This is a genomic window from Aeromonas sp. MdU4, from assembly GCF_041929505.1.
GTDB lineage: Bacteria > Pseudomonadota > Gammaproteobacteria > Enterobacterales > Aeromonadaceae > Aeromonas.
This window is the reverse complement of sequence record NZ_JBHFMW010000014.1, coordinates 69,632-82,636: the sequence shown is the minus strand read 5'-3', so window position 1 is coordinate 82,636 and position 13,005 is coordinate 69,632. Positions and strand designations below refer to the sequence as shown.

The following is a 13,005-nucleotide window of genomic DNA, read 5'->3' as shown; positions in this document are numbered from 1 at the left end:
GGCGTCAACCGACGACCGCGTTGCGCTCCCGCCGGGCTTGGCCGTGGCAGGTGGCCAGCCTGACCAGCAGATGGTCGAGCTGTTCACCGGACTGGCTCTGCACCAGCCCGATGCTGACAGTGACCGGCCGCTGTGGCAGCAGGCTGGCGTCGGCAACCTCCAGCCGCAGCCGCTCGGCAATCTCCAGCGCGTTCATTCGCTCGGTCTGGGAGAGCATCAGGATAAAACCACCCTCATCCCAGCGAGCGAAGGCATCTTCTCGCCGCAACTCGTGGCGCACGATGCGCGCCAGCTTGGCCAGCATGGCATCACAGGCAGCCTCACCAAACAGCTGCTGGATTTTGGCCATGTGATCGACCGAGAACTGCAACAGGCTAAAACTGCCGCTCTCTGTCACCAGCCGCTCCTCAAGCAGCTGCTCGAAGCGGCTACGGCTCTCCAGCCCGGTCAGCGGATCGGTGCCGTGCCGCTCCTCCACCAGTACCACGGCAGGATCGAGATGACGGACGACCCCCAGCAGGAGGCCCCGCTCGTCACGACGCATCCGCTCCTCCAGCCGAATATAGTGGCCGTGGTGGTGCAGAATGCGGTATTCGAGGCGCAAGCCGCTGCTGCGGCCGCTCTGGCAGGCGCTCAGTGCATCTTCCAGCCGGGAGACATCGTCGGGATGGACCCGTTCCAGCCAGCCAAGATCATCCGGCCAGCTCTCGCCAAGCCCCAGCAGGCGCAGGCAGGAGGGATCGCGACGCAGCCCCTGTTGCGCGGACCAGGTCCAGATCCCCGCCTCCAGCAGCGCCATGGCATCAGACAGCAGACCCGGATCAAGCCGGGCAGTCACATCGACCAGGGGTGTCTTGAGCATTTCCATGGGGCGCCTCGAAACCGAATCTGAATACCTGCTCAATAAGTAACATTGGCTCTCGCGCCGAGCAACTGGGTCAGCTCGCTTTTGTGTTATACCCGTTCATCAGCGTCTGCCAGTTGTCCGGCACGAAGTGGAAACTGGTATGCAAGTGGGACTCTTTGTTGAACGAGCGCAACAACCGCTCCAGATTGCCCTTCTGCCACTCACCGGGGGAGCGGATTGCCCCCTTGTCGAAGTCGATCACCCACACCTTGCCCGCTTTATCGAGCAGCAGATTGTGGCTGTTGAGATCGGCGTGATAGACCCCGGCATCGTGCAACTGACGCACTGTCTGGCCAACCTTGTGCCACACCTCGGCCGCCACCGGCCCCTGTTTGAGCAGGGCCACCAGATCTTTGGCACCGCGAATGCGCTCGATCAGGATATCGGCCCGATAGAAGGGGCCATGCTTGACCATACGGGCACCAAACGGACGCGGCACCGGCAATCCCAGCTCGCACAGCCTGGCTAGCAGGCTGTATTCAGCCATGGCGCGGCTCGACTCGACCCCTTCAAACCAGAAGCGATCCCGCACCACCTTGCCCACCATGCCGCCACGATAGTAGTGGCGCAGCACCAGATGGCGGGACTCATCCTTGACGAACCAGGTCACCCCCCGGCCAATGGCAGAGCCCACGACCTGGCGATTGTTCTGCCACCAGGCAGGATCGAATAACTGGGGAGAGGGGTCACGAAAGGCCCCTTCGGCGTACCAGCAGATCTGGTTGTGTTCGGTCTGTATTCGCATCGTGGAGATCCCGCTCGATGGGTCGTTGATCGCCCCTGTTTATGGGCGATGAGGCTGCGACTGTGGCATGCCCGCAACATGTGCCAGCCATGGCGGCTATTCGGGTGGCAAAGCCCGGCTGACGATTGTGCGCAATTTTACAATCCAGAGGGGAGTTTGCATAATGCCATCCACCCTTTTTGCCAGCCGTGCGCCACAACATGCCGCTATTTCAAACGCCACCCTCCTCCATCTGCATCCTGCGGCTCTCTGCCATCGGGGATTGCTGCCACGCACTGGCGCTGGTGCGCGTCATCCAGCGGGAGTGGCCACAGACCCGCATCACCTGGATCACCGGCAAAATCGAGGCAACCCTGTTTGCCGATCTGCCCGGCGTCGAGGTGATCGCCTTCGACAAGAGCAAGGGCTGGCGCGGCTATCGCGACCTGTGGCAGACCCTCAAGGGGCGCAAGTTTGATGCCCTGCTCCATCTGCAGGCGGCCATGCGCGCCAGCATCGCCACCCTCGGCATCAAGGCCAAGGTCAAACTCGGGTTTGATCGGGAGCGGGCCAACGACGGCCAGTGGCTGTTCACCAACCACAAAGTGCCATCCCCTACCTCTCCCCACGTGCTGGACGGTTTCCTCGCCTTTGCCAAAGAGCTCGGCATCAAGGATCTGACCCCGGACTGGCAACTGCCCATCAGCGCCGAACATCAGGCGTGGGCAAAGGAGAAGATTGGCGGTAAACCGACCCTGCTGATCTGTGCCGCCGCCAGCAAGGCATTCAAGAACTGGACGGCCGCAGGTTATGCCGCGCTGGCGGATCACGCCGCCAGCAAGGGTTTTCAGGTCTATCTCTGTGGCGGACCGGCCAAACTGGAACGGGATCTGGCCGCCGAGATCCGGCAACTCAGCCAGAGCAAACCGGCCGATTTGGTGGGCCAGACCAACCTCAAACAGCTGTTGGCGCTGATTGGTGAGGCCAGTCTGGTGCTGGCCCCCGACACCGGCCCAACCCATATGGCCACCATTGTCGGCACACCGGTGATCGGCCTCTATGCTCACCACAATCCAGCTCGCACCGGCCCCTATCTGTGCCGCGACTACGTGGTCAGCGTCTATCAGGAGCTGGTCGAGCAGGAGACCGGCAAGCCGCTGGCCGAGCTTGGCTGGCGCACCCGTCTCAAGGACCCGGAGGCCATGAGCAAGGTCACCTGCGAGCAGGTCATCGCCGCCTTCGACCGCCTCTGCGCCGCTCGCCAACTGCCGCACTGATGATGGGGCAACTCGGAAATTCCGAGCCATCAGACTGGGATAACCTGATAGCCCCAAGCCATGCCCCAAGGCACAATGGCGGCTGATGTGGGTTACGCTCCCGCAGCAAGCAACGAATACTTTGATCGGCTGGAATATGATTCCGGCCGTTTTTTTATTCACCGCATTCTGGTAAAATTCGCCGCCTTTACATCCCCCTGACTCAATAATTTTCCGCGTTTTGCGTTTGGCTGTCTCCCTTTCGGGCACAAGACGGCGGCCTCTGCTACAACCAAAACAACGGTTTCGATTAAAGGTAATGACATGGCGCAACAAGGCACTCTCTATATCATCTCTTCTCCGAGCGGCGCGGGTAAATCCAGTCTGCTCAATGCCTTGCTGACCCAACATAACGCTGCGGGCAAGATGCAGCTGTCAGTTTCCCACACCACGCGCGCCACCCGTCCGGGCGAAGAGCACGGCGTGCACTACCACTTCGTTCAGGTGGAAGAGTTCAAGGCGCTGATCGAACGCGGTGATTTTCTGGAGTGGGCCGAAGTGTTCGGCAACTACTACGGCACCTCCCGCGCCGCCATCGAAGCCTGTCTGGCCAAAGGGATCGACGTATTCCTCGATATCGACTGGCAGGGAGCCCGCCAGATCCGCGAGCTGATGCCGACCAAATCCATTTTTATCCTGCCCCCCAGCCGGGAAGAGCTGGAGCGTCGCCTGATTGGGCGCGGTCAGGACAGCGCCGAAGTGATCGCTGGCCGGATGGAGAAAGCCATTGCCGAAATGGTGCACTACGATGAATATGACTATGTCATTATCAACGAAGAGTTTGAGCAGGCGCTGTTCCAGCTCAGAGCCATTATTGAGTGCCAGCGGCTGGAGATGCGTCATCAACAGCAGGCACAACAAAACTTGCTGCAACAGTTACTGGCAGAATAAGCCAAAAACGAGTAAACTTTTGCGTCATTTTTAAACACCGCTTTTCTAAACACAGAAAGCCCACATAACTGGAGTCCTGCATGGCACGCGTTACTGTAGAAGATGCTGTAAAACAGGTTGGTAACCGTTTTGACCTGGTGCTGGTCGCCGCACGCCGCGCCCGTCAAATCGCGGTTCAAGGCAAAGATCCGCTGGTTGAAGAAGAGAACGACAAGCCGACCGTTATCGCCCTGCGTGAGATCGAACTGGGTCTGGTCAACAACCAGGTAATGGACACCCAGGACCGCTACGAGCAGCAAGAACAGGAAGCCGCCGAACTGGCTGCCGTTGCTGCCATCGCCGAAGGCCGCGGTTAAGTAAGTCTTTCCCCATAGTCGGCACCCGCCCGGGTGCCGACTGTTCATCCCCATTTACAACCGCTCGAAAACCTCGCAAACTCAGGGCTATACCCTCAATTCCACGAATTGCCGTTTTACCACTGCGGGGACTGTCTTGTATTTATTTGAAAACCTTAAAGAAATAGCCAGTTCCTACCTGCCACCCGAGCAGGTCGAGAAGCTCAAGCAAGCCTATGTGGTGGCCCGTGATGCTCACCAGGGCCAGATGCGTTCCAGTGGCGAACCCTATATCACCCACCCTGTTGCCGTTGCCCGGATTCTCGGCGACATGCGCCTCGATCATGAAACCCTGATGGCTGCCGTGCTGCACGACGTCATCGAAGATACCACCATCACTAAGGCCGATCTGGCTGAACAATTTGGCGATGCGGTGGCCGAACTGGTCGCCGGGGTCTCCAAACTCGACAAGCTGAAGTTTCGCGATCGCAAAGAGGCTCAGGCCGAAAACTTCCGCAAGATGGTGATGGCGATGACCCAGGATATCCGGGTCATTCTGATCAAGCTGGCCGACCGCACCCACAATATGCGCACACTCGGCTCGCTGCGACCGGACAAGCGCCGCCGCATCGCCCGGGAAACCCTCGAAATCTTCGCCCCCATCGCCAACCGCCTCGGTATTCATACCATGAAGAACGAGCTGGAGGAGCTGGGCTTCGAGGCGCTCTATCCCATGCGATCGCGGGTATTACGCGAATCGGTGCGCCGTGCCCGCGGCAACCGCCGCGAGATTATCGACTCTATCCAGAGCGAAATCAGCGGACGCCTGCGTGAGGCAGGGATCGAACATCAGGTGAGCGGACGCGAGAAGAACCTGTTCTCCATCTACAACAAGATGGAGAAAAAAGAGCTGCAATTTCATGAGGTAATGGATATCTACGCCTTTCGGGTCAAGGTGAAGGACATAGATACCTGTTACCGGGTGCTGGGGCAGATGCACAGCCTCTACAAGCCGCGCCCCGGCCGCTTCAAGGATTACATCGCCATCCCCAAAACCAACGGCTATCAGTCGCTCCACACCTCGCTGGTGGGACCGCACGGGGTACCGGTAGAGGTGCAGATCCGCACCGAATTCATGGATCAGATGGCCGACAAAGGGGTTGCCGCCCACTGGGCCTACAAGCAGGATGGCGACAGCTCGGGCACCACCGCCCAGATCCGCGCCCAGCGCTGGATGCAGAGCCTGCTGGAATTGCAGCAGAGCGCCGGCAGCTCCTTTGAATTTATCGAAGGGGTCAAAACCGACCTATTCCCCGACGAAATCTACGTCTTTACCCCCGAAGGGCGCATCATGGAGCTGCCCGCTGGCGCCACGCCGGTGGACTTTGCCTACACGGTGCACACTGATATCGGCCACGCCTGCGTCGGTTCGCGGGTCGACCGCCACCCCTACCCGCTCAGCAGCCCGCTGCACTCGGGTCAGACGGTGGAGATCATAACGGCACCGGGCGCCCGTCCCAACGCGGCCTGGCTCAACTTCGTGGTGACCACCAAGGCGCGTTCCAAGATCCGCCAGTTCCTCAAGAACCTGCGCACCGAAGAGTCGGTGGTGCTGGGCCGCCGCCTGCTCAACCACGCGCTGGGCGCCAAGAATATCGAAGACATCCCCGAGCCACGCATCAAGCAGGTGCTGGCCGACACCAAGCACGAGAACCTGCAGGGGCTGCTGGCCGATGTGGGCCTCGGCAACGCCATGAGCGTGATGGTGGCGCGCCGCATGCTGGGGGATGAACTGCCGCCGGAGGAGCAACCCAAGTCCAGCAGCAAGAAGATGCCGATCAAGGGTGCCGACGGCATGCTGGTCACCTTCGCCAACTGCTGCCGCCCGATCCCGGGGGATGCCATCATCGCCCACATCAGCCCGGGCAAGGGGCTGGTGATCCACCAGGAAGCCTGTCGCAACATCAAGGGCTACAGCAAGGAGCCGGACAAGTACTTGCCCGTGCAGTGGGAAGTGGACAAGGAGCAGGAACAGGAGTTCCGTACCGGCATCAGCATCGAAATCGTCAACCATCAGGGTGCACTCGCCGAGCTGGCCAACGTGATTGCCGCCACCGGCGCCAACATTCACGCCATCAGCACCGAAGAGAAGGATGGCCGGGTCTATCAGGTGAGCCTGCTCATCACCACCAAGAGCCGCATCCATCTGGCCAACATCATGCGCAAGATCCGCGTGATGCCCAACGTGCTTAAGGTGAGTCGACAGAAGAACTGATCACACAGGCGGCGCAAGCCGCCTGCTGCTTTTTAAGAGACAACCATGACCCCCGAACGCTTCAAGCGCATCACCGATATGCTGGCCCAGCGTCAGCTCGATTTGACCGTCTGCATGGAAGAGGTCCATAAACCTCACAATCTGGCCGCCATCGTGCGCACTGCCGATGCCATCGGTATCCACCGGGTACACGCCGTCTGGCCCAAAACCTGGATCCACAAGCGCAAGGGGACTGCCCGCGGCAGCCAGAACTGGGTGGATGTAAAACTGCACCCGGACATCGGCAGCGCCGTTGCCGAGCTGAAAGCCTCCGGCATGCAGATCCTGGCGACCCACCTCTCCGACAGCTCGGTCGATTTTCGCGCCATCGACTACACCAAACCGACCGCCATTCTGGTCGGTCAGGAGAAGCATGGCATCGGTGAAGAGGCGCTGGCCCTGGCCGATCACCATATCGTCATCCCCATGGTGGGCATGGTGCAGTCCCTCAACGTCTCGGTGGCCGCAGCAGCCATCCTCTACGAGGCGCAACGCCAGCGCGAGCTGGCCGGTTGTTATCAACGCGGCTGCCCGCTCACTCTGGAGGAGCAGAACAGCATCCTGTTCGAGGGGGGTTATCCCATCTACGCCCAGCTCTGCAAGGAGAAGGAGATGCCCTACCCCCGGCTCGGCCCGGCCGGTGAAATTCTGGCGGACGAGGAGTGGTGGCAACGGATGCAGCTGACCCGCAAAGGATGGGTGCAACACAATGCAGATGATGGCGAGCAGGAGGAGTGATGGAGAACCCTTTTGGCAGCTGGCTGGAATCCCGCATCATCCGGGATCACCTGACCAACCCCAACATAGAAGCTGGCGACTATAGCTACTATTCAGGCTACTACCATGGCAAGCCGTTCGAAGACCACTGCGTACGCTATTTACTGGGGGATGGCTCGACCAGAGCAAGCTGGGACAGCGGCGAGTGGGGCACAGAAGTAGACCGCCTGATCATCGGCAAGTTCTGCTCCATCGCCTCGGGTGCCACCTTCATGCTGGCGGGCAATCAGGGACATCGGCTGGATTGGGTCTCCACCTTCCCGTTCAACCCAGACATCTTTGGCAAAGAGGCCCGCAGTGGCTTTCTGCGCAAGGGGGACACCCGGATTGGCAACGATGTCTGGATCGGCTCGGAAGCGATGATCATGCCCGGCATCACTATCGGTGATGGCGCCGTCATCGCCACTCGTGCCGTGGTGACCAAGGATGTGGCCCCTTACACCATAGTCGGCGGCAACCCGGCCCAGTCGATCCGCCGCCGCTTCAACGATGAGCAGATCGCCATGCTGCAAGAGATGCAGTGGTGGGACTGGCCTCTATCACTTTTGCAGGCCAGCATGACGCTGCTCTGCTCGGGGGATATCGCCGCCCTTTATGATCAGTGGCAAACGGAGTGTGCCTGATGAAATCCTTCTCTATTTCCCTGTTGGCCCTGACCCTGTTTTCTGCCGGAGCCCTTGCTGTGACCAATACCTATGCGCTGACCAGCGAAGCCGATGTGCCCACCCTTTACCAGCAAACCCTGCCCGATTTCTGGCGCCAGCATGCGGTCGAAGGAGAGTTCAAGGGCAAGGATGGCGTCACCATCCGCTATGCCGCCCTGCGGCAGGAGAAGGTCGACCGCGCCATTCTGATCGTCAACGGCCGGGTCGAGAGCTACCTCAAGTATCAGGAGCTGGCATGGGATCTCTGGCGCCAGGGTTACAGCCTCTACCTTATCGATCACCGTGGTCAGGGGATGTCTGGCCGCATGCTGAGCGACCATGACAAGGGATATGTCGACCAGTTCGACGATTATGTGGTCGATCTGAAGCAATTTCACGACCAGGTGATCATGGAGGACAAGCCGGCCAAGCTGTTCCTGCTGGCTCACTCCATGGGGGGCGCTATCTCGGCCCGCTATCTGGAGCGCTGGCCCGATGATATCCGCGCCGCCGTGCTCTCCTCCCCCATGATGGGCATCAATCTCGGCGGTCTGCCGAAATGGTTGGCCAAGGGGTTGGCCGCCACCATAGGTACTGTCGGTGGCTGGATCGGCGAACCGCCCTACGGGCCGGGACAGGGCCCCTATCAAGATCACGGCTTTGCCGATAACGAACTGACTCACAGTCAGTCTCGCTATCAAGCCTTTCGCCAAATCTATGAGCAGCACCCGCAGATCAAGCTGGGAGGGGCCACCGCCCACTGGATTTATCAGGGGATCACTGGCGGTGATGCCGCCATCGCAGATGCGGGCGCCATCAAAACGCCGTTGTTATTGCTGCAGGCTGGCAGCGACAGCGTAGTGGACAATGCCGCACAGGATGAGTTCTGCACCAAAGTCAGCTGCGAAGGGGGCAAGCCACTGCGGATCGAGGGGGCCTGGCACGAACTGTTTATCGAGGCTGATGACAAGCGTCAGCCTGCGCTGAGCGCCATACTCGATTTCTTTGCTCGCCACTAAGTTGGCTATTTTTTGTAACCCTAAATAAATGGGGTGACTAGGCGGGCTAAGGTAAACTGCCCAAGTTTTCAATTGATACCGAGGTAATGATGTTCAAGGTAGTTGTATCCGATCTCGATGGGACTCTGCTCAACAAGCAGCACCAGATCTCCTCCCGCACCCGGGACACCCTGCACCGCCTTGTAGAACAAGGTGTGAAATTCGTGGTCGCCACCGGCCGTCACCACGTTGACGTACGCAGCTTCCGCGATGCCTTGGGGATGGACATCTACCTCATTACCTCCAACGGTGCCGTTGTTCATGACAAACAAGACCAGCTGATTTTCAACCAGCCATTACCGACCGACATTGCCGCCGAACTGATTGCCCTGGAACGCGATCCCTCCATTCACCTCAACATCTATCAGGGTGATGACTGGGTTGTTGAAGAGGAGCTGCCCTGGCTGCTGGAGTTTCATGACGAATCAGGTTTCACCTATCGCTTGGTCGATGATCTGACCAAAGAGCCGAAAGAGAAGATCAACAAGGTGTTCTACATCGGCGACCACGAGAAACTGCTGAAGATCGAGGATCACCTCAATCAACGTTATGGTGACCAACTCAATGTGACCTTCTCCCTGCCAGACTGTCTCGAAGTCATGAATGCCGGGGTTCATAAAGGCAATGCGGTGCGCGCCGTGCTGGAGCAGAACGGTTTCGACATGTCACAGGCAATCGCCTTCGGGGATGGTATGAACGACTTCGAGATGCTGACCATGGTTGGACGCGGCATCGTGATGGGCAACGCTCATGATCGCCTGAAAATGGCGCTGCCCGAGTATGAGCAGACCCTCACTTCCGATGAAGATGGCGTGGCAGTCTATCTGGAAAAATTGTTCGAACTGGAGAGCGTCAGCGCAGCCTGATACCCCCCAGCTCAACATCCACGTCAACCAAGCCTCACCAAGTGAGGCTTTGTTTTTTCAGCGTTTCCAGCCAGGGATTGGGGCGCTGCCAGCTGAAACTCTGGTTCGCACCACCGTAACAGTCTGTCAGCCGCAGCGGTGTACCCGGCGAATGGCGACGACCAGCCACATCGAGACAACGGGAGACCTTGCTGTTGAACAGTCGATCCTTCTGCCACTCCCACTGCGCCTGACCGTCACACGGAGCCTGCATCAACTCGCTGTCGCTCTTCGCTTGCAAACAGAGATCCTGTAAACGCAACTCACCCAGATCCCACTCGAATAACTGATCGTCCTTACCACTGCAGGGCAAGGCCAGTACTTTCTGCTGCTGGACGGTAATACAAAAACCGCCGCTCGTCAGCAAGGGAGAGCGTGCATACGCCTCCTGTGGTTGAGAGGCAATGGAACCCATCATGACACCCGTTGATGGCGGTTTGATGGTACAACCTCCCAGCAGCAATACAGCCAGCATGATGGGAGTGCCAGAAAATGAAATTTTGTTATGCATGGAAAAAAGCCTGAAATGGGCCGATGACATCCGGTTGTCAATGACTCGAAGCTGCAGCATAACCGAAAAGCAGGGAGCTCTGCCGAGATAGAGTGTAAAAAGACGTAACAATGCAGAAGAGGCTGGACTGGCAGATTTCAGAAAGCAAAAAACCCCGCCGAAGCGGGGTTTTTCTAAATGTGGTCGGTGATAAAGGATTCGAACCTTTGACCCTCTGGTCCCAAACCAGATGCGCTACCGGACTGCGCTAATCACCGAAGCTATTTCTTTCAAAATAGTGTCTTTCTTTTAAAACACAAAGACGACCAGTGAGGTCATCCTCGTCATACAGCAAGTATGGTGCGAAGAGAGGGACTCGAACCCTCACACCCGGGGGGCACTAACACCTGAAGCTAGCGCGTCTACCAATTCCGCCACCTTCGCGTACCTGACAAGCTGTAAAATGGGGTGGCTGATGGGGCTCGAACCCACGACAACCGGAATCACAATCCGGGACTCTACCAACTGAGCTACAGCCACCACAGCTGTTTTCGTTCCACAACATCGCCCGTTTAACCGGCGCACTTTTGATGGTGCGCCCGACAGGATTCGAACCTGTGACCTCTGCCTCCGGAGGGCAGCGCTCTATCCAGCTGAGCTACGGGCGCTACGCTGTCGAACGGGGCGCATTATTAATGATGGGTGGTGGTTTGTCTACACTTTTCTTCACGCAACGCGCTGACCGTTGTTTTTTCAAGCATATTGTGCACTTTTCTCCCAATTACCCCCCATTTTCCCCCTGCGCAGAGGTACCCGCCAGCCGGTTCGGTTCAAATCGTTTTGCTGCCTTGACTTGGTATGACGGCCATCTAGAATGAATGAACGTTCATTCAATCGAAAGTCACACTGATGATTCTGGATAAAAAAGAGAGCATCTTTAATGCCGCCCATGAGGTGCTGGGTGAACGAGGCTTTCATGGCCTGTCCATTGCGGAGGTCGCCAAAAAAGCCAACGTAGCCACCGGGACCATCTATCGCTACTTCGGCGACAAGGATGACCTGATCCGGCAACTGCATCAGCACACCATTCTTCAGTGTGTCCCCATGGTCATGGCTGATGTAGATGTCGATAAAGTTTCATTTCAACAATTTCGCCAATTATGGCTCAATATTCATGCCATTTTTGTTAATGAACCCAATGCCATCAGGTGCAAACTGCAGTATGAAAGCTCTCCACTAGGGGCTGAACTGGAAACCAATCCTTTCATCCTGACCGCGTGGAAACCTCTGGACCGGTTTTTTGAACAGGGAGTTGAACAAGGACTGTTTATCGATTTACCGATACGGGCACTGCAGGTGTTAAGCCTGGACAGTGTCATGCATCTGGCCCTGCAGTGCAGGGTACATAACATTACGTTGACTGAATCACAGTTGGAAACCGCGATCCGGGCCAGCTGGAATGCCATTTTATCCCCCAATATTTCCACCTCAGGAGCCTGTTCATGAAAAAGTGGATGGCCATTATGTTGCTGATTGCAATCGCCCTTTTTGGCAGCGTCATCGGCTTCAATTTGTTTAAACAGAAGATGATTGCCCAGTATATGGCCAACCGGCCGGAGCCCGAGTTCCCGGTCACCGCCATGGTGACCAAAGCGCAAGATTGGGTTCCGACCATCGAGGCAATTGGTTTTATCGAGCCAAATCAAGGCGTTACACTCTCAACCGAGCTGGCAGGCACCATTGATACCATTACCTTCGAGTCGGGCAAACCGGTCAAGGCCGAACAGCTGCTGCTGAGCCTGGACTCCACCGTGGAGCGAGCCAATCTGCAAGCCTCCCAGGCCAAGCTGCCAGCCGCGCGAGCAAAATTCGAGCGATTCCAGAACCTCTACAAGAAAAGCTCCATCTCCAAGGATCAGCTGGATGATGCCGAAGCGAGCTACCGCTCGCTGGAGGCAGATATCGAGAGCCTGAAGGCAACCATAGCCCGCCGCGAAGTACGCGCTCCGTTTAGCGGCGTCGTCGGTCTGCGCAACGTCTTCCTTGGTCAGTATCTGCAGCCGGGCACCGATATCGTGCGCCTGGAAGATACCAGCGTGATGCGTCTGCGCTTCACAGTGCCACAGACCGATATCTCCAAAATCACTCTGGGCCAGACCATCAAGATCAATGTGGATGCCTATCCCCAGACCCAGTTTGACGGCCACATCACCGCCATTGAGCCTGCAGTGAACTACCAGAGCGGTCTGATCCAGGTCCAGGCAGATATCCCGAATAACGATGGCCAACTTCGTTCCGGTATGTTCGCCCGCGCCAGCATCATTCTGCCGACGGTGAAAGATCAGATTGTGATCCCGCAAACAGCCATCTCTTTCACTCTGTACGGTCAAAACGTCTATGTGCTCAAAGAGAGCGAAGAGACCGACAAAGAGGGTAAAAAGGTGAAAGTGCTGCGAGCCAAACAGGTCGTGGTCAAGGCAGGTGAGCGCCGTGGCAATGATGTACATGTGCTCTCTGGCATCCAGGCCGGTGACCAGATCGTGCTTTCAGGTCAGGTACGCCTGAGCAACGACACCAGGGTGCATGTGGTCAAGAACGATGCTCTGGCCGTCCCTGCACAAACCCCGATGCTGTAAGCGCGGAG

Annotated in this window: 13 protein-coding genes and 4 tRNA genes; 10 read left to right on the top strand and 7 right to left on the bottom strand. The window is 57.9% G+C overall.

Features of this window, described 5'->3' with window-relative positions; all coding sequences use genetic code 11:
• Window positions 1–4: 4 nt before the first annotated feature.
• Both ACE1BR_RS08080 and ACE1BR_RS08075 read right to left on the bottom strand, forming a co-directional pair.
• Window positions 5–868, bottom strand: coding sequence for a sensor domain-containing diguanylate cyclase (locus ACE1BR_RS08080; protein WP_374869195.1), 864 nt, complete (start codon window positions 866–868; stop codon window positions 5–7).
• A 70-nt stretch (window positions 869–938) separates the two neighbouring features.
• Window positions 939–1,652, bottom strand: coding sequence for a 3-deoxy-D-manno-octulosonic acid kinase (locus ACE1BR_RS08075; RefSeq protein ID WP_374869193.1), 714 nt, complete (start codon window positions 1,650–1,652; stop codon window positions 939–941).
• 200 nt (window positions 1,653–1,852) lie between these two features.
• Between ACE1BR_RS08075 and ACE1BR_RS08070 the strand changes: the two genes are divergently transcribed.
• The 8 genes from ACE1BR_RS08070 (at window position 1,853) to ACE1BR_RS08035 (ending at window position 9,832) form a co-directional block, all read left to right on the top strand.
• On the top strand, window positions 1,853–2,908 hold the full coding sequence (locus ACE1BR_RS08070; RefSeq protein WP_374869191.1) for a glycosyltransferase family 9 protein: 1,056 nt from the start codon (window positions 1,853–1,855) through the stop codon (window positions 2,906–2,908).
• Between the two features lie 303 nt (window positions 2,909–3,211).
• The gene (gene gmk / locus ACE1BR_RS08065) at window positions 3,212–3,838 is read left to right on the top strand and encodes a guanylate kinase (RefSeq protein ID WP_374869189.1); all 627 of its coding nucleotides are present in this window, start codon (window positions 3,212–3,214) and stop codon (window positions 3,836–3,838) included.
• An 80-nt stretch (window positions 3,839–3,918) separates the two neighbouring features.
• Window positions 3,919–4,194, top strand: a complete 276-nt coding sequence (gene rpoZ, locus ACE1BR_RS08060; RefSeq protein WP_026456240.1) for a DNA-directed RNA polymerase subunit omega — start codon at window positions 3,919–3,921, stop codon at window positions 4,192–4,194.
• Between the two features lie 136 nt (window positions 4,195–4,330).
• Window positions 4,331–6,448 carry a bifunctional GTP diphosphokinase/guanosine-3',5'-bis pyrophosphate 3'-pyrophosphohydrolase gene (spoT, locus tag ACE1BR_RS08055; protein WP_374869187.1) on the top strand — a complete coding sequence of 706 codons (2,118 nt, stop codon included), beginning with the start codon at window positions 4,331–4,333 and terminating at the stop codon, window positions 6,446–6,448.
• Window positions 6,449–6,493: 45 nt separating this feature from the next.
• A complete protein-coding gene (trmH, locus tag ACE1BR_RS08050) occupies window positions 6,494–7,225 on the top strand; it encodes a tRNA (guanosine(18)-2'-O)-methyltransferase TrmH (protein WP_374869185.1) in 732 nt (243 codons plus the stop codon).
• Window positions 7,225–7,887, top strand: coding sequence for a CatB-related O-acetyltransferase (locus ACE1BR_RS08045; RefSeq protein WP_374869183.1), 663 nt, complete (start codon window positions 7,225–7,227; stop codon window positions 7,885–7,887). Before trmH ends, ACE1BR_RS08045 begins: the two co-directional genes overlap by 1 nt.
• Window positions 7,887–8,927, top strand: coding sequence for an alpha/beta fold hydrolase (locus tag ACE1BR_RS08040; protein ID WP_374869181.1), 1,041 nt, complete (start codon window positions 7,887–7,889; stop codon window positions 8,925–8,927). The genes ACE1BR_RS08045 and ACE1BR_RS08040 overlap by 1 nt, the downstream gene beginning before the upstream one ends.
• A gap of 89 nt (window positions 8,928–9,016) precedes the next feature.
• Entirely contained in the window at window positions 9,017–9,832 is an 816-nt protein-coding gene (locus ACE1BR_RS08035; RefSeq protein ID WP_374869179.1) for a Cof-type HAD-IIB family hydrolase, read from the top strand.
• Between the two features lie 34 nt (window positions 9,833–9,866).
• On the opposite strand, the gene ACE1BR_RS08030 is transcribed toward ACE1BR_RS08035, so the two are convergent.
• From ACE1BR_RS08030 to ACE1BR_RS08010, 5 genes are all read right to left on the bottom strand, one after another.
• Window positions 9,867–10,382 carry a ricin-type beta-trefoil lectin domain protein gene (locus ACE1BR_RS08030; protein WP_374869177.1) on the bottom strand — a complete coding sequence of 172 codons (516 nt, stop codon included), beginning with the start codon at window positions 10,380–10,382 and terminating at the stop codon, window positions 9,867–9,869.
• A 180-nt stretch (window positions 10,383–10,562) separates the two neighbouring features.
• Window positions 10,563–10,639 (bottom strand) — tRNA-Pro (locus ACE1BR_RS08025).
• 80 nt (window positions 10,640–10,719) lie between these two features.
• Window positions 10,720–10,805 (bottom strand) — tRNA-Leu (locus tag ACE1BR_RS08020).
• 20 nt (window positions 10,806–10,825) lie between these two features.
• Window positions 10,826–10,901, bottom strand: a tRNA-His gene (locus ACE1BR_RS08015).
• Between the two features lie 51 nt (window positions 10,902–10,952).
• Window positions 10,953–11,029, bottom strand: a tRNA-Arg gene (locus ACE1BR_RS08010).
• A gap of 241 nt (window positions 11,030–11,270) precedes the next feature.
• On the opposite strand from ACE1BR_RS08010, the gene ACE1BR_RS08005 reads away from it, so the two are divergent.
• Window positions 11,271–11,867 (top strand): TetR/AcrR family transcriptional regulator, encoded by a 597-nt coding sequence (locus ACE1BR_RS08005; protein WP_374869175.1) that lies wholly within the window; start codon window positions 11,271–11,273, stop codon window positions 11,865–11,867.
• A complete protein-coding gene (locus ACE1BR_RS08000; protein WP_374869173.1) occupies window positions 11,864–12,997 on the top strand; it encodes an efflux RND transporter periplasmic adaptor subunit in 1,134 nt (377 codons plus the stop codon). Before ACE1BR_RS08005 ends, ACE1BR_RS08000 begins: the two co-directional genes overlap by 4 nt.
• Window positions 12,998–13,005: the final 8 nt, after the last annotated feature.

Excerpts from the sequence above, each read along its gene's own strand:
- ACE1BR_RS08080 (WP_374869195.1), bottom strand. The coding sequence starts at position 868 with ATGGAAATGCTCAAGACACCCCTGGTCGATGTGACTGCCCGGCTTGAT.
- ACE1BR_RS08075 (WP_374869193.1), bottom strand. The coding sequence starts at position 1,652 with ATGCGAATACAGACCGAACACAACCAGATCTGCTGGTACGCCGAAGGG.
- ACE1BR_RS08070 (WP_374869191.1), top strand. The coding sequence starts at position 1,853 with ATGCCGCTATTTCAAACGCCACCCTCCTCCATCTGCATCCTGCGGCTC.
- gmk (WP_374869189.1), top strand. The coding sequence starts at position 3,212 with ATGGCGCAACAAGGCACTCTCTATATCATCTCTTCTCCGAGCGGCGCG.
- rpoZ (WP_026456240.1), top strand. The coding sequence starts at position 3,919 with ATGGCACGCGTTACTGTAGAAGATGCTGTAAAACAGGTTGGTAACCGT.
- trmH (WP_374869185.1), top strand. The coding sequence starts at position 6,494 with ATGACCCCCGAACGCTTCAAGCGCATCACCGATATGCTGGCCCAGCGT.
- ACE1BR_RS08045 (WP_374869183.1), top strand. The coding sequence starts at position 7,225 with ATGGAGAACCCTTTTGGCAGCTGGCTGGAATCCCGCATCATCCGGGAT.
- ACE1BR_RS08040 (WP_374869181.1), top strand. The coding sequence starts at position 7,887 with ATGAAATCCTTCTCTATTTCCCTGTTGGCCCTGACCCTGTTTTCTGCC.
- ACE1BR_RS08035 (WP_374869179.1), top strand. The coding sequence starts at position 9,017 with ATGTTCAAGGTAGTTGTATCCGATCTCGATGGGACTCTGCTCAACAAG.
- ACE1BR_RS08030 (WP_374869177.1), bottom strand. The coding sequence starts at position 10,382 with ATGCATAACAAAATTTCATTTTCTGGCACTCCCATCATGCTGGCTGTA.
- ACE1BR_RS08005 (WP_374869175.1), top strand. The coding sequence starts at position 11,271 with ATGATTCTGGATAAAAAAGAGAGCATCTTTAATGCCGCCCATGAGGTG.
- ACE1BR_RS08000 (WP_374869173.1), top strand. The coding sequence starts at position 11,864 with ATGAAAAAGTGGATGGCCATTATGTTGCTGATTGCAATCGCCCTTTTT.